Origin of the sequence: Acinetobacter lwoffii, from assembly GCF_049367455.1 — a bacterium.
In the GTDB taxonomy this organism is placed as follows: Bacteria; Pseudomonadota; Gammaproteobacteria; order Pseudomonadales; family Moraxellaceae; genus Acinetobacter; species Acinetobacter lwoffii_W.
This window is the reverse complement of sequence record NZ_JBMPXW010000009.1, coordinates 36,398-62,253: the sequence shown is the minus strand read 5'-3', so window position 1 is coordinate 62,253 and position 25,856 is coordinate 36,398. Positions and strand designations below refer to the sequence as shown.

At 38.0% G+C, this 25,856-nt stretch carries 16 protein-coding genes, 4 pseudogenes and 1 other annotated feature; of the genes and pseudogenes, 13 read left to right on the top strand and 7 right to left on the bottom strand.

Annotated features, from left to right (window positions below; genetic code table 11):
* The first annotated feature begins 25 nt into the window (after positions 1–25).
* From ACO1B7_RS16060 to ACO1B7_RS16025, 8 genes are all read left to right on the top strand, one after another.
* Positions 26–544: a hypothetical protein gene (locus ACO1B7_RS16060; RefSeq protein WP_180058716.1), complete on the top strand. Its 519-nt coding sequence runs from the start codon at positions 26–28 to the stop codon at positions 542–544.
* A gap of 120 nt (positions 545–664) precedes the next feature.
* Positions 665–1,957, top strand: a complete 1,293-nt coding sequence (locus ACO1B7_RS16055; RefSeq protein ID WP_218947226.1) for a hypothetical protein — start codon at positions 665–667, stop codon at positions 1,955–1,957.
* A gap of 1 nt (position 1,958) precedes the next feature.
* A complete protein-coding gene (locus ACO1B7_RS16050) occupies positions 1,959–2,726 on the top strand; it encodes a hypothetical protein (RefSeq protein WP_180058714.1) in 768 nt (255 codons plus the stop codon).
* Positions 2,727–2,732: 6 nt separating this feature from the next.
* Entirely contained in the window at positions 2,733–3,116 is a 384-nt protein-coding gene (locus ACO1B7_RS16045) for a hypothetical protein (RefSeq protein WP_042892771.1), read from the top strand.
* A gap of 18 nt (positions 3,117–3,134) precedes the next feature.
* Entirely contained in the window at positions 3,135–4,775 is a 1,641-nt protein-coding gene (locus tag ACO1B7_RS16040; protein ID WP_005005743.1) for an LPD1 domain-containing protein, read from the top strand.
* 228 nt (positions 4,776–5,003) lie between these two features.
* Positions 5,004–5,810 carry a hypothetical protein gene (locus tag ACO1B7_RS16035; RefSeq protein ID WP_010591556.1) on the top strand — a complete coding sequence of 269 codons (807 nt, stop codon included), beginning with the start codon at positions 5,004–5,006 and terminating at the stop codon, positions 5,808–5,810.
* Positions 5,811–6,704: 894 nt separating this feature from the next.
* Positions 6,705–11,930: an AAA domain-containing protein gene (locus ACO1B7_RS16030; RefSeq protein ID WP_005005740.1), complete on the top strand. Its 5,226-nt coding sequence runs from the start codon at positions 6,705–6,707 to the stop codon at positions 11,928–11,930.
* A gap of 3 nt (positions 11,931–11,933) precedes the next feature.
* The gene (locus ACO1B7_RS16025; protein ID WP_005005738.1) at positions 11,934–13,310 is read left to right on the top strand and encodes a hypothetical protein; all 1,377 of its coding nucleotides are present in this window, start codon (positions 11,934–11,936) and stop codon (positions 13,308–13,310) included.
* Positions 13,311–13,455: 145 nt separating this feature from the next.
* Here ACO1B7_RS16025 and ACO1B7_RS16020 read toward each other — a convergent pair.
* Positions 13,456–14,378: pseudogene (locus ACO1B7_RS16020) on the bottom strand (IS5 family transposase).
* A 145-nt stretch (positions 14,379–14,523) separates the two neighbouring features.
* Between ACO1B7_RS16020 and ACO1B7_RS16015 the strand changes: the two are divergent.
* The gene (locus tag ACO1B7_RS16015) at positions 14,524–14,850 is read left to right on the top strand and encodes a hypothetical protein (RefSeq protein WP_005028412.1); all 327 of its coding nucleotides are present in this window, start codon (positions 14,524–14,526) and stop codon (positions 14,848–14,850) included.
* Positions 14,851–14,996: 146 nt separating this feature from the next.
* Here the strand turns inward: ACO1B7_RS16015 and ACO1B7_RS16010 are convergent, their stop codons facing one another.
* The 4 genes from ACO1B7_RS16010 to ACO1B7_RS15995 are packed head-to-tail and all read right to left on the bottom strand — an operon-like array spanning position 14,997 to position 19,791.
* Complete coding sequence (locus tag ACO1B7_RS16010) at positions 14,997–16,622, bottom strand: SAVED domain-containing protein (protein ID WP_423090411.1); 1,626 nt, start codon at positions 16,620–16,622, stop codon at positions 14,997–14,999.
* A gap of 2 nt (positions 16,623–16,624) precedes the next feature.
* Positions 16,625–17,125, bottom strand: coding sequence for a Mov34/MPN/PAD-1 family protein (locus tag ACO1B7_RS16005; RefSeq protein ID WP_005006362.1), 501 nt, complete (start codon positions 17,123–17,125; stop codon positions 16,625–16,627).
* Positions 17,110–18,768: a ThiF family adenylyltransferase gene (locus ACO1B7_RS16000; protein WP_005006360.1), complete on the bottom strand. Its 1,659-nt coding sequence runs from the start codon at positions 18,766–18,768 to the stop codon at positions 17,110–17,112. Before ACO1B7_RS16000 ends, ACO1B7_RS16005 begins: the two co-directional genes overlap by 16 nt.
* A 9-nt stretch (positions 18,769–18,777) precedes the next feature.
* Complete coding sequence (locus tag ACO1B7_RS15995) at positions 18,778–19,791, bottom strand: nucleotidyltransferase domain-containing protein (protein WP_005006358.1); 1,014 nt, start codon at positions 19,789–19,791, stop codon at positions 18,778–18,780.
* A gap of 706 nt (positions 19,792–20,497) precedes the next feature.
* Between ACO1B7_RS15995 and ACO1B7_RS15990 the strand changes: the two genes are divergently transcribed.
* The 4 genes and pseudogenes from ACO1B7_RS15990 to ACO1B7_RS18590 form a co-directional block, all read left to right on the top strand.
* Positions 20,498–21,064, top strand: coding sequence for a recombinase family protein (locus tag ACO1B7_RS15990; protein WP_006581699.1), 567 nt, complete (start codon positions 20,498–20,500; stop codon positions 21,062–21,064).
* Positions 21,065–21,246: 182 nt separating this feature from the next.
* Positions 21,247–22,219: pseudogene (locus ACO1B7_RS15985) on the top strand (IS3 family transposase).
* Positions 21,536–21,652 (top strand) — a sequence feature (AL1L pseudoknot). It overlaps the preceding pseudogene by 117 nt.
* A 151-nt stretch (positions 22,220–22,370) precedes the next feature.
* Positions 22,371–23,585, top strand: coding sequence for a chloramphenicol/florfenicol efflux MFS transporter FloR (floR, locus tag ACO1B7_RS15980; RefSeq protein WP_000214122.1), 1,215 nt, complete (start codon positions 22,371–22,373; stop codon positions 23,583–23,585).
* 180 nt (positions 23,586–23,765) lie between these two features.
* Positions 23,766–23,879: pseudogene (locus ACO1B7_RS18590) on the top strand (LysR family transcriptional regulator); the annotation flags it as partial.
* 35 nt (positions 23,880–23,914) lie between these two features.
* On the opposite strand, the gene ACO1B7_RS15970 reads toward ACO1B7_RS18590, so the two are convergent.
* Both ACO1B7_RS15970 and ACO1B7_RS15965 read right to left on the bottom strand, forming a co-directional pair.
* A complete protein-coding gene (locus tag ACO1B7_RS15970) occupies positions 23,915–24,619 on the bottom strand; it encodes an IS6 family transposase (protein ID WP_005028420.1) in 705 nt (234 codons plus the stop codon).
* Between the two features lie 42 nt (positions 24,620–24,661).
* Positions 24,662–25,801 (bottom strand): annotated as a pseudogene (locus ACO1B7_RS15965) (ISNCY family transposase); the annotation flags it as partial.
* Between the last annotated feature and the right edge of the window lie 55 nt (positions 25,802–25,856).

The following is a 25,856-nucleotide window of genomic DNA, read 5'->3' as shown; positions in this document are numbered from 1 at the left end:
TGTCTTTAAAATTTTTTTAAAAAATATGTCTAAAGCCTCCAACGTTGAGCTCTTAAACTTTTATAGTCTTGTTAAAGTACCTTTTAAATATGCTCACAAAGAGGTGTTGTTCTCCATTTCTATTTTATATTTTAACGGTAAAACTAAATCATACGTTCATTATCACAAATTTGAAGATGAAGAATTGCAGACTGTTCTAGGGTATGTGGTTTCGGAGAGTCTGGCGTGGACCTTTGGATCTTTGAAAACTGATAAATTCACTGTTAATCAGAATTTTATTTTCAATACTGTGCAAGAAGTGGAAAAAAGCCTTAAAGAACAAATAAATGCTGTATATAAAAGCACGGGTATAAATGCTAAGTTTTCCATGCAATATGCCTTAAAGGATAAGCCATCTGCAGAAAACAACGACTTATTAGAGAAGATATTTGCGATTGATAAAATGCTACCATTTGCTTTTACATTTAATATTAACGGCGGTTATGAAGTTGCATTAAAAGAATGTTCGTTAAAACTAATTAATGATATTGGGTTTTTCGCTTAAAAGTCCTTAAACTATTAAATACCACTTCATTAATACTTATTTTTAATTATAATGTGGGGTATTAGTAGTTTTAAGTTAGGTCATTAAGTAGTGAATAAGAAAACCCTTACCATAGCGATATTGTCAGTTTTACTATTTGGTTGTGATAAGTTAGAGCCTTCAAATACTGATACTGCATCTCAAGAAGAACAAATAGATCCCATTGAAAAGAAAGTTGAGGAACAAGTTCGCAAATATGATGAACGTGTTACCACTTACAATCCATCTAACTACAAATTACCTCAATCAAGCCTTTCTACCACCAACCACAAAGTAGCGTGTAATTTTGGTGTAGGGGGAGATCTACCAGCTTTGGCATCAAATGGCATGTTCTCACAGCCGTTATATCGTATTGAAGCTGAGCAGATCATGGATAAAGTTCAGGGCGATGTGATGTATGCCCCTTATTCAATCGCAACATCTGTTGAGGGTGATGTTTTATATGAATCTGAAATTGATAGCTTTGATCGACAGCTAAATACATTACGAAGTTATCAAATTAAATCATCTGAACAAAATATCATTTCGTCATCTGGCTTTTACACCAATTCAAACAAAGCTGTTCGTATGGCACCTATCCGCAGTTACCCGGTTGCTTATGTGAAGCGCTTGGACGGCGATATTGTTTCTACATCTATGTTTAATGATGCATGCGACAAAGAAGTAGGTGTACGTAACTACAAATGGCGCGAAATTGATGTGTCGGGCAAACCATATGCAAGTTTAGCATCCACTGTATCTGAGCAAATTGTTCGGGTGAATCAGTTTGGCATGTTCACCAGTGCATCAAATTTTTACAGCTACTTCAGTAGTGAGTTTGGCAACTTCTTGGATGCAAATAACAAGTTTAGATCCGCATTGGAGAAATCAGGACGTTTCCCTAAAGGTTCAAAAATCTACGTTCCATCTGAGATTAAAACGACTGATGAAACACTGGTGATTACGAAGAACCCTGAGCTTGAAATTACAGACTTCCAAAAAGACAAGGTTTTAGAGGCATACAACAAAGAGGCCAAAATACGGAATCTTGGCCAGATCGTATTCAAGGTCTACAACCTCAAAAACAATACTGTTTTCTATACACCATGGAATGAAACCAAGCACCGTGAAGCGGTCGAGTTTGAACCTATTGTTGTTATCGATGGCAAGGCTTATTCAGCAGTTTGGCATGTTCCTAATACTTTGACATTCAATGATTCGACCAGTGCTGGAAACTTAACGTATTACAACGCTACGGCGCATAACGCATTCGTCAATGCTGTTAAAGGTATATACCAAGGTCAGCAAAGCATGGTTGGTACAGAGCACGAAGATGATACCGAATATTCAATGAAGACTGCAGTTGAATACCAGAAAGCCCAGGCAGAGAAATAATATGGAATTAAGCACTATTGAAAAGAATACCGAAGCTCAAGACATTCAATCTGATGCGTATGACCAGCGTGTACATTCAGTATTGATAGTACCTGAACATGCCCTAAAAAAAATTGAGTCGATGATTTTGGCTACTGGTCATGTACAAAGTGACAGTACCAATCTTTTAGAAGTTTTAAGGCCAATGCCTGAAGAATTCAGAAAAGACGTTGATAACACCGAATTTACAGAAAAAGAAAACGGCGACATCGGTGATGCAGCCGTGGTCATTGTTGATGGTTTGATTCACGACACAAAACGCGGTGTTTGGATCTCTCAAAATTGGGGTTGTGGTAGTCCTAAATTCACCAAGCTTATTCAGGCTGGAGCTGAGCCACCAATTGAACTGATTGCCAAAAATAAGGGGGATAAGTTTAGTGCGACTTTAACGCACGAATTTCAAAAAGCGTATGAGCGAATGGGTTATACCCAAAAACAGGTCGGTTTTATACACATCCTATCAAATGGTGCACCAACGACTTTCTTTAACTACCTGAGTGACGAATTGCTGTGCAAACTGGAATTCATATCAGTAGACAACAACCGTTTAAACGCCTCACAAACTAACTTTTACAGTGCCGTAGAGCGAGGATCTGTTTCAGATTGGGGAGTGAGCTATCACAGAAAACCTTTTAACTTAGAAAATTACCCGATCAATTCTCTATTGGTGTCGGGATTAACAATAACTTTTATTTTGTACCTGATTTACAGCTATCTTTTTGGAGCTTAATAACAAATGAAATATTTAAACAGACCATCTCAAAACCGCGAAAACCATCATTACTTTAATCAACAACAGGGCGACAATAGAAAACAGCACAATCCGAACCATCATCACCACTCTATTAGCTTAAATGATGTATTTCGGTCGTTATTAGCCCTTACTCAACTAGACAAAGACATCCCGACATTGATCAAGCTTTTTGAAGAACAAGGGCTTGAAATATGCGAAACGCGTGTACGCACTTGGTCAACACCCGTGCATATCAACAATAGACCAATACCACACATTATTTTTGTTGGCTTTATGAAATTACTTGAGCGCATCAATGCTGAAGCGAAACTCAAAGATATTAATCTGTTTGATCTGTCAGAGATCTTGGACGATATACGCAACTAACAATTATGTGGTTTAGCTATGACTGAAGAAATAAATAGTAATGAAAAAAAAGATGGTCCTATTACGGATGTAGGTAAAAAGTTTGCTGGTGCACGTAAAGACAACCCATCACCAGACTTCTCAGGCAACATGAATGGAATTAAGTCTGACAGCCTAGTGACTAAAAAGGAATATTGGCAAAAGCCTGATTTTAGAGCTGATGCCCAATCTGGCCATAAACCTGTAAAACATGCACTATTATTTTCTTTGGTCTATGCAAACTTAACCAACAAGCCTTTAGGGGGCGGTTGGTTTAGCATAGGTCAAAAGCAATGGGATGATGCCTACATTGCTACGCTACACTTCTTAAAAAACAAATATGAAAGCTCACACTACGAACGTTTAGAACAACTGACAGACGACTTTAATGCGTACATGACCGTTAAGTTTGGTGCTGGACGAAGTGAAAAAGATATTTTAGAACGCTACTCAGCTGGACGACATACCAATCGCAGAGTTAAACACCCACTATCATTTAGTTCAGACACACGTTTACGCTTAAAAAACTTAATCCCTTTAGGATGGCCAGACGATCGTGTACTTGATACGGATAATTATGGTGCCAAAAAATTATTAAACACTGAGACTGGTCAACATAAGTGGTATGCCGTTAAATCCATTTCAGCAAAGCGGTTTCAAACACTAGATGATTGGACGGAATACGACACATTCAATGCAGCACTAGAAAAAGTAAAAACATTTTTTCAGCCAATTTTAGATGAACGAGTCATAGAACCCAAAAAAGGACGCGCAAAACCACCCAAAAGACCGCGCTACGACAGAGTTGAAGTGCGCGAGGGTAAGGACCATCGAAAGGGTGAAAACATCGATAGCCAGTTGCTTATGGACTATTTCAAATTTTCTGGAGTCGAGTTCGGCAATTGGGTAAATCAAAAGGAACGTGCATGGTTTCTGAATTGCACGTATGACTCACTAATGGATCTTGTCGAACTTCTAGGTCTACCCGTTACGTTCGCATCTTTAGGCGGTAAGCTAGGAATAGCATTCGGTTCGCGTGGCACAGGCGTTGATAGCGCAGCAGCTCACTTTGAACCAGGTAATATGCTTATTCATTTGACCAAGACGCAAGGTGTTGGAGCACTAGCCCATGAGTTCGCGCACGGATTTGATTGTGTTTTGGCAAAACGAAACGGACTCAATAATAACTTTTTTAGCGAATACTTTCTTTACACCAGTAAAGGGCGTTACTCAGTACAGAATCATCAAGAGTCAGCATACAAACATCTTAAAGATGGCCAGACTGCAGATAAGTTTATCAAGCTGGTTAATTATCTTACTTTTAAGTCAACCAAATACCTTGATTACGAAGAAAGACAAGGCGGTACGGGCTTTATGAATAACGCCATGCACCTAGATCAATCACGGTCAATGTATTGGTCACAGCCAACAGAAATCTTTGCCAGACTGTTTGAATGTTGGGTGACGGATAAGCTGGCTGAAAATGATCAACAAAATGGGTTTTTGGTGCACGGCACAGAAGAGTCGGCAAATAGTTGGAATATGAAGTTAAGCGCATATCCAACAGGCAGAGAACGGGCAATTTTAGTTGATTTGATGGATGATTGGCTAAAAGCATTAGTGAGGTCGTGGACGAAATGAATGCAATCACTAAGACCTCAAAAAAAGAACGGATCTTATTCAATAATCCCAAAGCAACACGACTTTACAGGGAAGCAATAACAGAGCTTATTGCGTTTAAACCTTGGGAAGTTAACGCCACTGAGAATATGCTTACGATCTGCAACACCTACCGCTATGTCGTGAATAAACGTTGTTGTTTAGGGTTCGAGTTTTGGTGTTACGACCGAAGCGAAAAAGAATGGGTACGTGTTAAGCCCTCAAGCGGTCGCCACAACTATGGGAAAAACTGGTGCAAAACAAATGACAAAAACAATGGTCTACAAGGCAGTAAAACGAGCAGATTTTGAGTATTCAAACGCAGCGCGTGGATACGTGTATCGGGGAGAGAAAATATCTGATGCTGAAGCGGAAAAACTAAAGCATAAATGGGCTAAAAAAGACCTGATGGACAATGCAAAAAAAGATGGATCGTTCACACCAGAATCATTAGAAATGTTCAAAACCTTGGTGAATCATGTATCACCACGGGAGTTGACCGCCAAACAGCAAGCTTTGACATACCATAGCCTTAAACGCTACACAGATTGCGTATTTAACCTTTATGAAGTCACCGCTAAACAAACACCTCCAGCAAAACTAAAACGACCGTACAGCATGCCTAGACTGGATGGTACGGATAACCCTTGGAACCAAGGCAAACGAGAAAACGATGTCTATATATACAAGGGGATTGAGTACAAAGGCATTGAAGCGGAAACAGCAATGCATAAAGTGGTGATTGCATCAGAATTAACGGCAATTGCCGGATTGGATAATCAGTTAGCGAATCTGGCCAACGAAACAGGTGTAGCGTTGTTTTCAGAATTTATTGAAGTTGCACACCAGAACAATGATTTAAAGGATTTAACATATGTAGTTTTTGATTATGTAAAACATCTAATTGTGACGATTGATCGCTATTTTGATTTAAAACTGAAATCTAACGTGTCGGTCAGTATTTCAGTGAACCGAGTAGCTGGCTATTCAAGGTATAGCATAGTTCAACGGAAATAGACGCACGAACGCAACCAGTGACATTACATGTGTCGTCAATGACAGCTTATGTGTCTCGAACGTGCACGTAATTTTGGATTGATTGGTTTGAATGCAGAAAATGTAAATTATGCAAAGTAACACCATGAATATAGCTGATGATTGTACGGTAGTACGTAGACCGTATCAAAGAATGACGACAGCTAACATGCTTAAGATTTGTTATAATAAACAAATTGTTAGTATCTAAACGACACATGAGCTGTCATTTTTTGGAAATTGCGACTACCCTATTCATTTTAATTCGAACTTTAACTTATGTTCACCTGAAGTCTAGTTAATAAAACTTTTAATAATTTTATTTATTATTTTCAATAACTTATATAAATAAAAAAATAATTATAAATTTTTGGTTCATGAACCTAATGAATTTATTGATACTTTTATAAAATAGAGTTAATTTGTCCGAGAGATATGGGTAGATATCTATTTTTGGTCTTTTTAGTGATTAGAGATATGACCATTGTCATCAAATTTTAAGGAATTCCTTAAGTTTTTTTCTTATAATTCAATAAAATAATTTTGAATACTCAAAAATTAAATGTAATATAAGTCACATTATGAACCGTTAAGTGAAATACGTTTTGCTTAAACGAATGATTGAGTTAGATCATCTAAATGATGATCGTGCTAGAAGACTCAGGTTTTACACCAAAATATTTGGCAGACTTTATTTTAAATACAATCCTAAACTGAATATAAAAAACCTTCGGAGGGCTTATTTGGCCAAACTAACCATCAACCTGAAAAAACTAAATTCTTACGCTAAGTATTTTTTCTAAAAGACACCGTACATATAGCATTACTTTATGTTAATAAAAATTTAGCATCATTTTTGACGCTTATTTGTTGTATGTGCAAAAGCAAGACATTTTAAATAAAGAATCTTTTAATATGAAAGTTACATATCCAGAGACAGGTATATACGAGCACGAACTCAAAGCAATTGATAAGATTAAAAAGGTCTTTGATCGTGGCGAAAAAACTAAAAACTGGCGAGCATATGCTGGTTTTGAATTTATGCATAAAAATGGAAAAAAAGCAGTAGCGAAAGGTAGTTCTGAGAAATTTGAATATGATCTCCTAATTATTACTCATGCAAACATTTTGGTCATTGAATTCAAGGACTGGAACGGTAAGGAAATTACAAAAGTTGCAGGAAAATGGTACGTAGGTAATAAAGAGCAAGATTCATGCCCTGTAGCTAAAAATGTAAAAAAAATGCAAATTATAGTTAATAAACTAAAGGATAAAGTTTCAGAAAAGAAAGCTAAGGGCATTACATTTCATTACCAAAGTGTTTCTCACTTTGTTGTCATGTGTGGTAAAGCAGATTATTCGCGCCTGCCTCCAGAAGATTTAGAGCACATTCTTTCGATAGATGAGTTTATACAATTAGCTCAACAGAAGAATTTTAATAATATGTTCCGCAAGCATCTGGAACGTGATGGTCGCATATATGATATTAAAAAAGAATATCACGCCATTATTGATGAAATTTTTGCGCCTGACCAAATTCAACCACGCTCTTTGATTATTAATAATCATGAACGAGGTGACTTGATCTTACCGCATCCTAAAAAGATTTATAGCGAGTATAAAGCGCATTCATTGACCATCGTTGGTGAAAAATCTTTAATGCGTTGTTGGGATTTTAATGAATTCAAGTTGAGTAACTCAAGAATGAGTCAGCCTCAACATCGATTCAACTTGATCTGCAATGAGCGCCGGGTTTTCCAAAAAATTAAAACAGAAAAGCCTGATCTTTATCAAAGTTGTTTGCACCCGATTACAAACCCAAGTCTTGATGACATGACATCAAAATATAATGAGTTGTATGAGTTGCCTGAGAACAGCTATCGAGTCAACGAATTCATCGGCGCTTATGCTGAGAAAATGTCTGAATCTGAGAAATTGGATTTATTCCAGATTTTGCTTGGTAAATTTAATCACCTACATCAAATGGGAATTACTCATGGTGATGTGGGTGATCATAGTGTGTGGATCTCTTATAAAAAGGAGATATTGCTATCCAATTTTTCGGCAGCAAATGATCAAACACAGCCCTCGAAAATTGACCCTGAACTGGCTAACGAACTCCCATTTTTGAATACAACAGCTCATCTTCCGAATCTTGCGCTGACAGCTGCACAAAAGGATGTGTATTGGTTAGGGCAGTTAATCCTTCATATTTGGAAGAATGCTCGACTGAGCCCACGTTCATTGAAAAAATTTAGTCTTGAGGAGCGAGATCAGAACCACTGGTTAGAGCGTATTTTAACACGAGCTTTGACAGGGAAATATGATAATGCATGTGCAGTATTCCAAGATTTCTTAGCTCAAAAACCTGCTGAACAAGTTAGTTATGAACTTGATGCAGATGTACTGAATCCATATTTAAATCAGACAAATACCTATATCAGTTACCCGATATTTGGCGCGCCTATTGATGCTAACCAAAATTTTACACTCTATGCATCAGGCAACATGTTAGTCAAAACATGGATGGGTAAAGTTGCATCTGCAATGACAACTTATCAAAAGAGTTGTTTTAAGCGATTCTTTGAAGAACTTAAAATGACGCAGGCTCTCAATTTGCCATACCTTCCTAAGATTATTGATTTTGGTTTATCAACTAGCACAGCATGTGTGTATCTAGTAACTGAAATGGTAAAGGGTGAAGCTTGGTCAACGGTTATTGAGGGCTTAACTGAGGATGAAAAAAATGAACTTTCACTTCAGTTATTGCATTCTCTGAAAAAATTTCATGAGCATGGCTTTCAACATGGAAACTTGGATGATGAAAAGATTCTAGTAGATAAAACAAACTTGAAAGTTAGTTTTAATGATTGCTTCCATCCTGAAGTACCACAACCTGATTCTTCTAATGCTTATTTCCCATCTGATATTGAAGATCCAACAGTCATTCAGTGTGACAACTTTACTGCATTGAAATTAATCGCAGATCTATACGATATAGACTTGGCTGTGGATGATGTGGCTTCAATGGATCCTACTTTATCCTGGCTAAATACAGCCTTGAGCATAGAAGGAATGGAAGATCCAAGTGTACGCTATATTGATAATTCTCGCTTTATAGAGGCATTTGAATGTAAGGGTGCTATTGTAAAAGAAGCTCCTCAGATTAGTATTTATACAAGTAAGGTTGAGACGCCCTTTACGATTTATCCCGAAAACGGCAAAGTTTATATCCAACTTGAGGCAGCAAGTGAGGGGGATTTTCGATTTACACTTAGCGGAATCAATGGCATGTTAAAAGGGTTTTATAAGCCCCATGAAAATCAATTAAGTTTCCTTGATTTTGTCAAAAAACAAGACCTGTGGTGGAAGGCTAGTAGGGATGCAGATCTGACTATTGATGTTAGCATTGAAGTCCACCCGATATCTGGGATGAGTAAGCGTGACAACATTGTAGAGTTAAATGACTTCTTAGCAAAAGATCAAAACTTTAAGGATGCTATTGAACAGTTTAAGCAAGCACAGCTCAAAAGGACTCAAGAGAAAGAGGAAACATTACGGGCTCTGCGTGAACAAAAAGCATTACAAGAAGAGATAGGCGATGTTATAGCTACTGATGAGCTTATGGCACAGCCAATGAGTCATCTGCCTACACATAGCCACTTAATTGATATTGAAACGAAAGAGTTGTGGAAAAAAGTCATGGCGACTGAGCGTCATGCACATCCTACAATCACTCTGTCTGAGCCGTTAAAGATAGTTTCGAGCAAACATTTTAAAGATTCAAAGAGTGCTATTGCATACTATGACTCTGCAGAAGATGTTTCAGCTAAATTTTCAAAGACCGATAAAGTCGATGTAATGTGCACTAAAGAAACTGGGGCGGGAGGTGATTACACTTTCTGCATAGGTACGGTGAATATTGCGCAATCAAAAGTCGGAGAATTGTGGATCGATTTTTGTAAAAAAACAAATGAAGTTCCTGAAGAAGCAACACTGTTTCTACAAAGCAAGGCAGATAAGTCATCTAATCGGAAACGTGCAGATGCTCTGACAAATATTCTGAGTAATAAGGCTGTCATTGAAAATCTCGTAGATTACTTTGAACCATCATTAGTGATTGAAGCAAAAGATTATGAGATTGAAGTGCCTGATGAAGATCTAGATCACTATAACAAATACAAAAATGGGGAATTGGTTAAAGCCCTCAATCCATTACAACGTAAAGCGTTCCGTAATGTGCTTAAGTATGGACCTGTATCACTATTAAAGGGACCACCAGGAACCGGCAAAACTGAATTTATCTCTATACTGGCTCACTATCTCTATGATAAACAAAATGTATCTAACATCTTAATTGTTAGTCAGTCGCACGAAGCTGTAAATACAAGTGTTGAGCGTATACGTCAGCTATGCACAGAGTATGACACACCATTAAGTATTGCTCGAATAAGCAATAAAGAGAGTGCTGTGTCTCCTGAATTAAAAGATGTCTATACAGGCTCAATTATTACGAGCCAGATAGAGCTGTTTAAGTCTAATATTAAAGAAAGAGTGCTTGAGCTTGCAAAAGATTTATCACTTGAAGCTGAATACTTGAGCGATCTTTATGAAATCAGAGTCACTATTTTAAATAGTCTTAAATCTGCGTATCAGTCAATCGACCAAGATGATCTTGATCAAAAGTTTAGTTTCTCATTAGAAGAGTATACCCAGGCTTTCAAATCAGCAATGCATAAGCTGAAGAGCATGTTTGACGGAAATCAAGACTTTTGGGATCAACTGGAAGACTGTATCAATGATAAAGAGATAACAGTATTAAACCAGTTAAATAAGATCGACATGATTACGTTCGCAGCACTTAATCAATACTACGGGGTATCTAATGAGGAAGGACTTAAAGCGAAAGCCTTGATCAATATTGCCCTAGATTATGAACCATTAATTGAAAGCCAAAATGCTAATTATGAAAGTTTTCTGGTCAAAACAAGGCAATTAGTCTGTGGCACATGCGTTGGTGTTGGCCAACAAAGTATTGGAATCGCCAATCACGTATTTGATTGGGTGATTATTGATGAAGCAGCACGTTCAATCGCTTCAGAATTGGCAATTGCAATGCAGTCAGGTGCACGTATTTTATTAGTTGGGGATCAAGACCAACTTCCTCCACTATATTCGAGCGATCATATAAAGGCTTTAGCTAAGCAACTTAAGATATCAGATGATGATTTGGAAGATAAATTACAAAGCGACTTTGGCCGTATCTTTAATTCACATTATGGACTAAAGGCTAGTTCAGAACTCTTGTCACAGTACCGAATGAGTCCGAGCATCGGCGAATTAGTTTCAGACTGTTTTTATGAAGGAAAACTTGAAACTGAAGTTGTCGATTCTCGTGGTTTAAGTGATGAAGAGCTGAAAGAAATTAAGTTAAAGCGGATTGTGCCTGATAACTATGCATCCGACATCGTAATAGAATTGAATTCAACAGTTACTTGGGTGGATACTGGGAATGCTGAGCATTTCAAAATGGAGAAAGGTAGTAGTATTTATAACCCACATGAAATTAATGAAATTATCGATTTTCTTCAGCGGATTGACCAAGACAAACTCTTGTTAAATAAATTAGTGCCAGAGCCTGATTCCCTTAAAGAGCCTGCTATTGGTGTAATTTGTACCTATGCTGAGCAAAAAAACCGGTTAAGAAAAGCCTTCTCTTTGTGTGAAGTGTCAGATGCATTGAGATCAATTGTGCGTATTGATACGGTGGATAGTTATCAAGGTAAACAGAATAAGATCATCATTCTCTCAGTTACGCGAAATGATCCAACTAAGTTTCCTGCATTTTTGAAGTCACCAAATCGTGTGAACGTGGCTTTATCTCGCGCAATGGATCGTCTTGTAATCTTTGGTGCGTCAGAAATGTGGCAAGGAGTCAACAGTAACTTACCTTTAGGACGCGTATTAAATTACATCAAGTGCCGTGAAAATCAGACTTTAGAATATCGATATATTTCAAAACGCGCCATTGTCAAAATAGTACAAAACAATCCGCACATTAATAAAAATAGATCAAAAAAATATAGAAAGGCAGGGGTATAACTCATGGAAAATTCACTAAGAAGCTATCATGACGTAGATGTTACATTGCCATCACAACTATTCAATGTGGCATTTAGCTATACCACAACAGATACCTTAGATTTTATTGATTCTATGGTATTGCGCCTATTGGTAATTGCACCACTTTCTGCTGAAAAAATAGCGCGGTTCTTAGGGTTATCTAATCATGAAACAGATGTGCTATTAACTAAATTATTAAAACAAATGCAGATAAAACATCTTGAAGATGATCGATTTGCTCTGACTCAGCGACTTGAGAAAGCATTCTCGGATGTTTGTGCAATTCCTTATGTAAATAAGATTGAGGACAATATTCAAAAGATGAGTTTTGAGATGATTGGCTTGAATCCTGAGCCAGTTAATCCCAACGCATCTGACAATGGGGCAAATTCAATTAAATTAGATGCTTCTAACCAATACCTTTCAAATGGTGAGTCTTTGGTTAGTAAGGAGTTTCAGAAAAATTTTCGATTTTATTTCAGCCAAGGATTAGTTAAGTTGAATCCATCAGTGGATGAAAAGAAGCTGCAACTGTATAAAATGAGCCAAGTGGAAAAATTGCGAGACCATTCTCGTCGTTTTACATTACCATTGACGCTTGATGAGAATTATACACCTACAGAGATTAGTGATTTTAATCACATGGAAAATCTTAACAAAATCGAAGATTCTCTTTACGCTGCTCTTAGATCAGCTAAGAAGCCACAAAATATTGAGGATATTCTAAAGGTACTCCATGAATTAGATATGGAGGATACTTTTTCAGTTGAATCTATTTTTAGCGAGAATAAGCTTAATTTAGATCGCTTATTTAAGCTAGAACACAAATCCAATGAATACTTTATCGGGCCAATATATTCTAAGGAAAATTCAGACCTGTTTTTCAAAACAATCAAACAATATCAAGACCAGAATAATGATGATAAACAGCTGTATTGGTTAGCTCCATCAGATGAATTTTGGGGTAAGTCAGATAGATTTAGTGATTTTATTGATCGTTTATCGACAACCACAATTACCAAAAACTTTAAATGCTTCTTACCAGTGGCATACAGAAATGATAAACAATCAATCGCAAGTTATAAAAAACTAATCACAGCTGAGGCAGGAGCCAAGCACTTTCTAACGTTTAAGGAAAGTAGTGTAGTTTTTGACGGTAATTTTGAGCTTTTGGTTATGAAAGACTCTTTTTGTGTTTTGATTATTCACGTTAGTGATTCATCCACAAATATTTTAACAACAGTGCCTGTGGGTATTATTGTCAAAAATAAGGCTATTGCCCAATCGTTTTATAAGTTTTTTGAAGACTTAGAGAACGATGGAGAGAACTTCTTTGGTTTATTAAATTCTAAAAAATAGAATAATCATCTTAAAAAGCTAGCAGATTTGCTAGCTTTTTTAAACTCAAATTAGAGTGGCAACAATCCAGACCAGACATTTCTACTTTGAAGTGGCTTTGTTGCACAAAGATTTGAAATGCAAAGCGCCCCTAATTGAGCCAAATTTAAGGCGTAACTTGGGTAAGTGGTCGACCTAATTCCGTAAATCTGTTAAGGACTGCTACACGTGCATGGATCTCATTCACTTGGCTATCAAAACTCCTTGCACTGAGTTTATCTCCTAATAATTTGATGCAATGCATCTTAGTTTCAACCAAACTTCGCCGATGATAGCCTGACCATTTTTTCCATAGTGTCCTGCCTAAACGTTTAATTGTTCGAAGTAATTCATTTCGCTCTAGCGAGCTACTCTTTGTATCTTTCCATTTTTTCTAGGTGGAATCACCGCATGCGCTTGCCGATCTGCAATGACCTGACGGCATTGCTTGGTGTCATAAGCCCCATCGGTATAAACAGAGTCAATCCGCTCATCTTGTGGAATCTGATTAAGTAAATCACCAAGCACCTGTGAATCACTGACATTATTGGTTGTAAGCTGAACTGCTCGTATTTGTAGGGTTTTAGCATCTATACCAATATGAAGTTTACGCCATTGGCGACGATATTCAGGTCCATGTTTCTTGCGTTTCCATTCGCCCTCACCTAGAAACTTCATGCCTGTAGAGTCCATGAGTAGATGCAGCCCATCGCTACTTTTTTGGTAGCTGATTACAATATCAATATGCTTTTGTCTTCTACAAAGCGTGGTGTAATCTGGAGCTATCCAATTTAATCCGCAAAGTTTAATCAGACTTTGCACAAAGCCAGTGACCATACGTAAAGACAGACGGAATAAGGATTTAATCATTAAGCAGCATTGGATGGCTGCGTCGGAGTAGATTTGATTTCGCCCTTGTTTGCCTTTTGATGGAGCATATCATTGCGTAGCAGGATCAAACCAAATGGCAATATTTCCTCGACTCATGAGTGCTCGGTTATATGCGGGCCAATTGGTTGTGCGGTAGATTTTGTGTGTAGGCTTCTTCATTTGAAAATTATATCGCTGAAAAACCCTTTACAGATAGGTTTGTGCAACAAAGCCATTCAGAATTGAAATAGAAAAATTTAAAAATAAATAACTTGGAAATAGATTTTATGATAAAATTCAATCAGCTATATTAATTTCTACACTTATGTCTGCACTACAAAAAATTAATGAAGATATGATAGTGAATCTTCCTAAGGGTGATTTACACGTTCATTTAAATGGAGCTATTCCAACAAATTTAGTTAAGGAATTATTAGCAAAAAATACAAATGGAATTCCCTCAAATTTTGATATTAATAAAGATTTAAATATTCTCGAACCACAAAAAAATCTGCAAGATTATTTAAAACCATGGAAAGTCTTAAATTTAATACCTAGATCGCAGAGTGATTTAAATAAAATAGTATTACAAACATTTTTTAGTTTAAAACGGCTTTGTTGTATAAACATTCTTCAAGATACTGATTTTTAAGGATTTGTTTAAATTTTAATCCAAAAATAAATTAAACAAAATCATAGTCTTAGATATTTATGCAACAAAGCCCCATTAGAGCTAAACTCCATTTACTAATGTCATATTTAAATCTAATGGTATGAAAGTACTATCAAATATACTGTTTAAATTACAGCGATTTCATTCTTGCTTCCATTATTTCGAATTTGAAGTCTTGGAACCATTGAATTATTTAAGTAATCATAAATAACCATTTCAGGATGATGCAGATCAAATGCTTGTCCAAACCATATACAAGCAGCATTGGATGCACATGGTAAGACATGAATTTTGGTAATTCCTTTATCTGTTAGACTATGAAATAACGCATGAATATCTTGCATGAAACTTAGTCCTCGTTCAGGATTTCTTGTTGCTCCATTCCCCATATATTCTGGTTTAGCAGTAATATTAATTACCGGATGTCCTAATTCAACAGCCTTATTTTTAGAGGTTTCTGGATCAGCAGTGAGATTCAATCTAATAGTAATTTCAGTACAATCTTCTATTTCACTGAAATTATTAATTTCATACGCTTTGGTTGTACATATAAGATCAGGCCACATCCAACAACTTCCATCCCTATACATAAGCATAGGTATAAATTTCCCTTTATTTCCTAATTTACTTCCTAATGCTATTAGGCATGGCATAGGGCCGAAGCCAAAAATAGCTACTCTCTTATCATCAAATTTAGTTTCCCTAAGTAATTGTTCTGTTTGAACTTCAAATTCTTCTAAAAAATACTTTTTATAGAACTCATCAGCTGAAGCTCTTAAATGAGCTGGTAATGGTTCATGAATTAGTGTCTTATCTTTATGCAAAATAGATTTTAATGGGAGAAGGCAGCTTGCAATATCACGTCGTGAAGGAGACTGAGGAATATTGCGATTCACGGGCCAGAAAAATAAATACACTGGCATAGGAGTAAAGCTTAAAGAATCTAATAAATCTTCGCATTGTGCTGTGAAATTACTTCTCATTTGCGAGAGTCTTGAAGCTGTATATTCTGCGCCAGCAACTTTATCAATTAACCTATGATGTTTTTCACATAATAATAAAATATTCGTTGGATCATCTGATAGTTGATATGAGAAGAAGGGGATACCGCGAGTAGAATTTTCTGATGCTGCAACATTATGAGCTAAAACGCCATATGTACCTTCAAATCCAGTTATTTCATCTATGTTTAATTTTGCACCACATCCTTTAAACATACATCGGCCATGACTTGAGAGATAAATCTGGTTTTTATCTTTTTCAGATAAATCGTTACCCCTACCTGTAAGATGCTCAAAATCAAAAATTCTTTTTATGAAATATTCTAATTGGTTTACAGGGTTTGGTTTTTGTTTAGGAATCTTTCTAGGAACAAAATCTACATCTTTAACTTCGCTCTCTTGAGAGGAGGTTAAATTCCATGTTTCTTTTAACTTTTCAAAATCATGTAGAGTGTGGGCATCAATTATGTGACCTTGAAGAAAGCGTGCATAAATGGAAATTTTTTTGGCAAGCAATCTTCGGACAAAAGTTAAAGTATCATCATAATTGAGAATTATACGGAAAAAACTTTCAGGGCTTTTATTTTTCAATAAGACAAAAATTATATTTTTACGTTCTTCATCAACTAATACACCTAATGAATCTATACAAATATGCTTTAAAATTTCTTCTATATATTTATTTGCATTTGATAAATCATCTATTGCTGATAAAGAAGTCTGTAAACTTAGGGATGGGTCTAGTTGCATTTTCAATTTAACTCAATATAACCTAACAGTTTGATTTTAAAATTTTTTCTACCAATCCAGATTCCAGTTTTTACTCTTCCGATTATTAAATATAAAACTGGGTCATTAAGATTGGTAATGCCATTTAGAACAGTATCTATATCCCTTAAATCGGTTGGAGAGGGTGTTGGTACATCTTCAGGATGTGTATGCCATAGGCCTTGAAAATTATAGAATTTTTTAGATTCGTTCCAAGCTTGTATTAAAGCATATTGGTGGGACTTTGACCTAAAGAAAGACATACGTGTTTGACAGTCTCCTTCCATAGGAGAGGTAAAGCTTTCAATGATTTTAGCTTTAGTTTCTATGTCTGTTCTTCCAATTAGAATGCCACCCGATTCTGGAGAATCTGATTCTAATTGTATAAATTGCTTTAAACTCTTTAAAACATTTGCTTGAATAATAAAGACTTGGCCTGTAGGTGTGTCACATTTAATCCTCCCTTGAGTTATGTATTGCAACATGGGCATACTTCTTTATAAATTTCTTTTAAATTCAATATATTAATTCCATTTGAATTATTTACTGAATTATAAAAAGGGGTAGTAATTATTCCATTTTTATTTGCATTCTGATTGTCGCCAGAAATAGAAACAAATCCTAATTGTTGATTCAGGACATATTCAGAAATATAGCTTGCTAGCTTCATGCAATTTAAAGAAGAGAAGGGGGTAAATGCACCAGCACACCCTGTAATATTTTTAGCAATTAGCTGTCCAGATTGTACATATTTATACATAGGGGTAAGACTTTTATTTGATTTTTCATCAAAATATAAGCAGTTTAAACATCCTACATGTTTATTATTGAAAGAAATAAAATGTCCACCTAAATCATAAGGTTCTAACCAGCCTATTATTACTTGAATGTTTGCACTTATTTCATAAATAGTTTTTACGAGAGAAATCTCAGTAGGAGTATGGCCAATTGCTATGATGATAGTATCAATATCTTCAGTAATTTTTGATTTTATCCAGCTTTCACCATGGCTTACGAATGGAAAAATAGTTAATCCGGGCCTTTCTATTAAAAACTTATTAGCTAAAGAAGTAGATTTATAGGTATTAACATACTGCAAACCTAAAGAATGACGATAAATATTATCTGTTTTTAAAAGCTCTGGATCTATGAAAGAAAATTTATTTACGCCTGTTTGAGCTAATATCTCTGCAATCTTTGAGCCTAAAGCCCCACATCCGATAATCGCTATATGTCTTGTTTTTTTCTCTTGCCCCGTTCTATTTAATAAATAATCTATCCACGCTCTTTGTGTTAAAGAGACTTTAAAGCCTTTGAAGGATACTTTTTCTTTGAAAGAATACCAAATGGCATAATAAAAAATCACATAAGCAAATCCATGTTCATTTGGAATTCCCACTAGGGCATAATGATTGCCTTGTTTTAACAAAGATCGTTTGTTCTCATTAGAGAGGGTATTAACAATTTTTAGAAAATAGTCCTCATTAAAATAATCTCCTATATCTGGTATGGGGAAAACAGAAGCATCTTCTAATAATATCTTATGAATTTTTACTTTTGTGAGCTGGTTGTGGTTTATGTAAGAACTATCGCCATCATCAATATGCTCTAATATTTGATGATTCCCTTTTGATGATTTTCTTAACCAACCATATAAATTAAATGTAGAAGTAGGGTCGCAATGTAATATTACATCCTCATTTATATTTTGAGTGCTGCCTAAATATCCTTCTAGTTCGTTATACAAGCTTACTCGGTTGTTTAATTGAAAATTAATAAAAGATTGCTTGAGTATATCTATAGCCCTTTCAAAGAATTCAGTAATAAGTTCTTTATGTCTATAGCCTTCAAAGTTTTCACCTTGATGATCCGTAGTACAAATTTCCCCACTTTGACTCACATGATCTAAGGCAGACATTGGTCGTGTCAATATTCTAAAAATGGGAGGTATCGTCCAATTAGCTCTATTTTGAAAAATTAGACCAAGGCAAACCTGTTGTGTATTAATGAGAAAATCAAATTTTAGATTAACCCAATCCTTAGTAATAGAAGTGACATGGATATTTTGAGCTCCATGTTCACTTAATAGCTTTTCAATATTGTCTAACTTTGGGTTATCAAAAAACATTGAGTTTTCCTAAGCAGATTTTCCTTCTTGAGTGTAATAAGTTTGTACTACTGGTTCGGACACTTCTTGTATTTCAGGGATAGGGAATTGTCTTCCAAAAGTTTTATTTAAAATTTTGCAAGCTTCTACTGTATCAGTTTCCTCATTTACAGCTTCTAAAGATGATTTTAAATCTTCAAGTTTTGATTTTAAGTGCTCCATTTGTTTTCGGGTCAATTTTTCGAGTAAGTCTACACCTTGATGTGCAGGTAAATTAATTACGAGTCTGAAGTAATACTCGTTATTTTCTGGATCAATGCTAAAGGTAGTGAATTGATCTAATACATTATTTACTATAGAAAGTAATACCTTATTATCATTCTCATAATCTTCAGCTGTTATATGCTCATATACAGCTGTAGTGATAGCAATACTCTTAAAAAAATCTAGACCTTTCTCATTTCGCCATTGTTTCAAGTAGCGAGTACATCGTCTAAACTGATGACGTAAATCTGAATCATCTTCAAATTTTCCCAAAATTGTATCGGTAAGTTCAGTAGGATTTGAAATATCCCAAGTCTTAAGGTCTTCAGAGGAGAATTCCTTACCTCGAGCTAGATACATATTGCCTTTGTCGTCTTCAGCGTAGATGGGCAGATCTACATGATAATCGGGACTACCATTTTTGAGATAAGTGACAGTTACGCAAGGTCGTTTGATCGTTACAGTTCTATTTGAATGAGTTAAAGCATCTCTAACAATTTTTTTAATTTCTACTGAGCCATATTCCTCTTTGTCACAATCTAATAAAACTCCTACATCAATATCATAATCTCCATTCTTAGGCTTAATCCCTGTGCCCAAGGCATAACTACCTTGATTAAAGTATTCAACAAATTGAGGACCATTTGGATCCTTTTTGAGTTCATCTTTTAAGGTGCTAATCAAAAGGTCACGTTTTTCACGTAATGTACTTTCTTCGTCATAACGACCTAATCGAATATTTGTGTGGAACTTAGCATAGTGTTTTTGTGGATTCGCCATATTGTTGTATTCCTGTAGTGCTTTTGTTGTTATGGGGATCTCCTATATTAAATACAAGTTAAGACATTAAAAAAAATAGAATTTTTAAAGGGAAAATTTAATCAAAAAATATTTAAACAAACGATGAGATGTATCAATCTCCAATTTTTAGCATTCCTTCCCAACTAAAATAGTTTTGAGTCAAATTCTTTCTGGACATCGCCCATACACGACCATGCATCTTGCAAGGTCCAATTACGGCATCGCCACCACAGAGTAAAAAGAATGTTCAAAATAAACAGTCTAAAAATTCTGAATAGCCTTTTAGAACAGAGAGTTAAGGCACACAATTTAAAATAGTCAGTGAGCCTATCAAAATCCTCATGTATGAAACCTAAGAAGTTCCACATTTTTCTGGGTATACAAGCCTAAATTTTATGGAAAGAATTCATATGCTGCTCCTTTAGCTAAAAGAGTATTCAGCTTACGATTCGTGGTTATTTTCAACAGTGCCTTCTGGTAAGGGTCGGCACCTGCACATCAAAAAAATCTCCCCCCAGAGTACGGCTGTTTCTATCGGGGGTAGAATATTCATTCTGTTACTTTAGACTATAGCCTAACGGAACAAAATAAAGTCTTAAAAAGCAACTCAAAAACCGTATTTATAGACTTAATATTTAATTTCGGTACAATATGTATTTAATTATCTAAACTCTAACGGTACAGAATGCCTAATCAGGTCGGATATATTCGAGTCAGTTCAACTGAACAAAATACTGAACGTCAATTAGATGGAATCAGCCTGGATAAGACCTTTACTGAAAAGGCAAGCGGTGGTAGCCGTGAACGTCCTCAGTTAAATGCAATGCTCGACTATCTGCGTGAAGGTGATACGGTGCATGTTCATAGTATTGATCGTCTGGCACGTAATACAAATGATCTGAACGAAATTGTGAATAGTCTGAATGATCGTGGTATAACCATTATTTTTCATAAAGAGAATTTGACCTTCAGTCATGATGTAGCACAATCGGCAATAAATAAACTCATGTTTCAGATGCTTGCTGCATTTGCAGAGTTTGAACGCTCCATGATCCGTGAGCGTCAAAAGGAAGGAATTGCAAAAGCCAAAGCGAAGGGCTTATATAAGGGAAGAAAGCGGAAGGTTGACTATGTTGAAATACGAAAAGCAATGGCTGAAGAAAATTCAACATTTAGAGGTGTTGCAGAAAAGTTTAAAGTAGGGATAGCAACAGTACAAAGAGCTTTAAAAGAAGAAACTAATAATCAATAAGGTTGATTAATGAAGACGCTTAGATATTCAAATTTAGAAAAGATCATGACCATTTATACTGAAATTTCTACTTATATTACATTTCATAATGCGACTGGTTTAACAGATATAAATAAATCAATGGAAGATTTTTGAACCGTACCGGGTTTGTCGGAGACCAAGCTTTCTGAGAGAATGTCCCGATGAAAAAAGTAAAATATACCCCTGAAATCAGAGAAAGAGCGGTTCAATTATTGATTGAATCCGAGAAAGATTATCCATCGAATTGGGCTGCGATCACCGCTATTGCTCCCTGAGCAGTATACTGCGCAAGGGTTGTACTCCTGAAACACTACGTGTTTGGTATCAAAAATATTTAGATAAACAAAATCCAGTTAAAGTACAGCAGCTTTCAGACCAAGAACGTATCAAACAACTCGAACGCGAAAATAAAGAACTGCAACGCGCCAATGAAATTCTACGTAAAGCAGCCGCTTTTTTCGCCCAGGCGGAGCTCGACCGCCCACACAAATAATGGTGGATTTTATCCATAATAATAAAGAGCTGTACGGAGTCGAGGCGATTTGTAGAATTTTACCGATCGCACCTTCAACCTATTACCGGACTCTAGATCTCTGTGAAAATCCAGAACATCGAGCAAAGCGAGATTTACATGACTTGCATCATGCTGAGGAGATTAAACGAATTTGGAAGGAAAGTTCAGGTCGGTATGGTGTACGTAAAGTCTGGCAAAAACTGAAACGTGAAGGCTATATTATTGCGCGCTGTACTGTTGCTCGATTAATGCAAAAGCTAGGTATAAAAGGTGTTTGGCGTGGTAAGAACAAACAAACCACCCGTAGCCGAGATGATCAAAAACGAGCGGATGACTTGGTAAAACGTAATTTTACTGCTGATCATCCTGACCAACTGTGGGTGAGTGACTTTACGTATATTCAAACAAATTCAGGCTGGGTTTATACTGCATTTATTATTGATGTGTTCTCACGAGCAATTGTTGGATGGAAAGTATCGACACGGATGAATACAGATATGGTGCTCGATGCATTGGAGCAAGCATTTAGGGCGGCAGAGGGGGCTGGAACGCTGAGTGCGCCCATGCCGCATTGCAAAGCAAAAGATAATCGGATAAAATGTAGCAATTCATATTCGTAAGCGTGGAGTAATCAGATGGGAAATTCCAAGTCAGCAGACAAGTAAGCCGCAACAACCAGTATTGTTGTTGCGGCGCTCTGTAAGGCTAGTCTCATCTGATTGCTGACGAGCAGACGTCGCCCGGTATTCCTTAATCGAGGGTTGATTCGTCATGACCACCACACGCCCCGCGTGGGCCTATACGCTGCCGGCAGCACTGCTGCTGATGGCTCCTTTCGACATCCTCGCTTCACTGGCGATGGATATTTATCTCCCTGTCGTTCCAGCGATGCCCGGCATCCTGAACACGACGCCCGCTATGATCCAACTCACGTTGAGCCTCTATATGGTGATGCTCGGCGTGGGCCAGGTGATTTTTGGTCCGCTCTCAGACAGAATCGGGCGACGGCCAATTCTACTTGCGGGCGCAACGGCTTTCGTCATTGCGTCTCTGGGAGCAGCTTGGTCTTCAACTGCACCGGCCTTTGTCGCTTTCCGTCTACTTCAAGCAGTGGGCGCGTCGGCCATGCTGGTGGCGACGTTCGCGACGGTTCGCGACGTTTATGCCAACCGTCCTGAGGGTGTCGTCATCTACGGCCTTTTCAGTTCGATGCTGGCGTTCGTGCCTGCGCTCGGCCCTATCGCCGGAGTATTGATCGGCGAGTTCTTGGGATGGCAGGCGATATTCATTACTTTGGCTATACTGGCGATGCTCGCACTCCTAAATGCGGGTTTCAGGTGGCACGAAACTCGCCCTCTGGATCAAGTCAAGACGCGCCGATCTGTCTTGCCGATCTTCGCGAGTCCGGCTTTTTGGGTTTACACTGTCGGCTTTAGCGCCGGTATGGGCACCTACTTCGTCTTCTTCTCGACGGCTCCCCGTGTGCTCATAGGCCAAGCGGAATATTCCGAGATCGGATTCAGCTTTGCCTTCGCCACTGTCGCGCTTGTAATGATCGTGACAACCCGTTTCGCGAAGTCCTTTGTCGCCAGATGGGGCATCGCAGGATGCGTGGCGCGTGGGATGGCGTTGCTTGTTTGCGGAGCGGTCCTGTTGGGGATCGGCGAACTTTACGGCTCGCCGTCATTCCTCACCTTCATCCTACCGATGTGGGTTGTCGCGGTCGGTATTGTCTTCACGGTGTCCGTTACCGCGAACGGCGCTTTGGCAGAGTTCGACGACATCGCGGGATCAGCGGTCGCGTTCTACTTCTGCGTTCAAAGCCTGATAGTCAGCATTGTCGGGACATTGGCGGTGGCACTTTTAAACGGTGACACAGCGTGGCCCGTGATCTGTTACGCCACGGCGATGGCGGTACTGGTTTCGTTGGGGCTGGTGCTCCTTCGGCTCCGTGGGGCTGCCACCGAGAAGTCGCCAGTCGTCTAACCGACGACTGGTAGCAGGCCCGCTCCGATGCGGCGCACTAACCATCGAAACCTCGTGAATGTCGGTATCCTGTCTGGCAGGATACCGCTCATTTCCCTTGTTCAGTTCATCGCCGTCGCCGAGCATCTGAATTTTCGGCATGCGGCCAAGGCACTTGGTATCAGCTAGTCGAGCGTCAGCGCGCGTGTGAAAGCGCTGGAGGATAACCTTGGTGTCCTGCTATTTGAGCGCCATGCGCGGGGCGTTCGGCTAACAGACGCAGGCAGGCACTTCATGGGGCACTGTTGCAAATAGAGATTTGAGTCGATGATGTTCCCTTTAAAAAGTACTTAGAGACCGAAAACCCTGTTGATTAGACACACTTCACCCTGAGGCTGACCATAATAAAATGACGATGCTTGTCCTTTACGTAGTGCACGCATGACTTCAATACCTTTAATTGTGGCATAAGCCGTCTTCATAGATTTGAATCCTAATGTGGCCCTGATGATCCGCTTTAGCTTGCCATGATCACATTCAATCACGTTATTTTTATACTTAATCTGCCTGTGCTCAAGGTCTGGTGGACATTTACCTTCCCGTTTTAACCGTGATAAAGCACGTCCATATGTGGGTGCTTTATCCGTGTTGATCACTTGTGGAATTTGCCACTTCTTCACATTATTTAAAATTTTTCCAAGAAAACAATAAGCTGAATGGGTATTTCGTCTAGCAGAAAGATAGAAATCAAGAGTATGGCCACGTTGGTCAACTGCACGGTATAGATATGCCCATTTGCCATTCACTTTTACGTAAGTTTCATCCAGATGCCATAAATGTCGATCTGTAGGATTACGCCAATACCAACGTAAACGTTTTTCCATTTCTGGAGCATAACGCTGAACCCAGCGATAAATTGTGGTGTGATCAACATTCACTCCACGTTCGGCCAGCATTTCCTGAAGTTCACGATAGCTGATGCCATATTTACAATACCAACGAACAGCCCAAAGAATGATTTCACCTTGAAAGTGCCGACCGTGGAAGGGATTCATCTGCTGTATCTCGAAATAAATAAGATATTTAGCTTATCATGTCAGCCTATTTGCAACAGTGCCGTTGATCTTCCGTCCTTCATGCATGAGGGCCACAGTGCCATCCGGGTACTCCAGAAATGAAATGTATTGCCCAACAAGCTTATGATTCAGCTCTGTCGGTTCAAGCAGATAAATACACTTGTCATAGGTGATGGTTAGGTTCTTCGTGACCTTACGCGGTTCCTGCCAAGTGAATATATCCTCCAGCTCAGCATCAGATTCCGTTAAAGATCGATGTAAATTCTTCGAGTTTCTCGCACACTTGGCAAACTTCTGATTGAAGTGCTCAATGAAGCAGGGTAGCCATGCATTGGCTTCGGCAATTGAACTGATGCCTTCCAGACGCATCTCCTTGATCAAACGGTCTTGAAGGGTTCTATTCGCGCGTTCTACGCGACCTTTAGCCTGTGGTGAGTTGGCAAAGATAATATCAATATTTAACTCGTTCAGAATCCGCCCAAATTGCGTGATCTGGCTGTCTTTCCTGGATTTCTGATTAACTCTGAATACCGAATGTTTGTCGCTATAAAAGGCCAGAGGTTTGCCGTATTGTTCAATGTAGGCTCGGGTTGAAAGCATATAGTCGAAGGTGGTTTCCGCCTCACAGAAGCGTAGATGCAACAGCTTTCCAGTGGCATCATCGATATACACCAATAAACAGCACTTAGCAGCGCGTCCTTCGAACCAGTCATGATATGAGCCATCAATCTGGATCAGCTCACCGAAGCAATCCCGGTTATAACGTGGCTGATATGGACGTTTAAGGCGCTTGGATCGCGGAATCCAGAGGTCATTGGCCATCATCCAGCGCCGAACCGTTTCTACCGGGATATTCAGGTCAAATATGCTGCTGAGCTTCTCATGCGCCAAGGTAGGTCCAAAGCCCAGCAGATGTTCAGAAATAATGGAAAGACATTTTGATTTTAATAACTCATCATGGCGATGATGGCCAGGTTGACCACGACTGGCATGTGCCAGACCTGAAACACCGTCTTGATTGAGTTTCTGCAATAACCGGGTAATTTGACGAGTGGAAAGATTCAGGATTTCAGCAGCACGGACCTGGGTAATACGATGATCTCGAACGTCTTGCAGAACTGCAAGACGTTGAATTTCCTTGTCAGACATAGTGATCAACATCTCTAATTTATATCCAGTCCATGATGGTAAAAACCATCATAAACTAGACATTTTT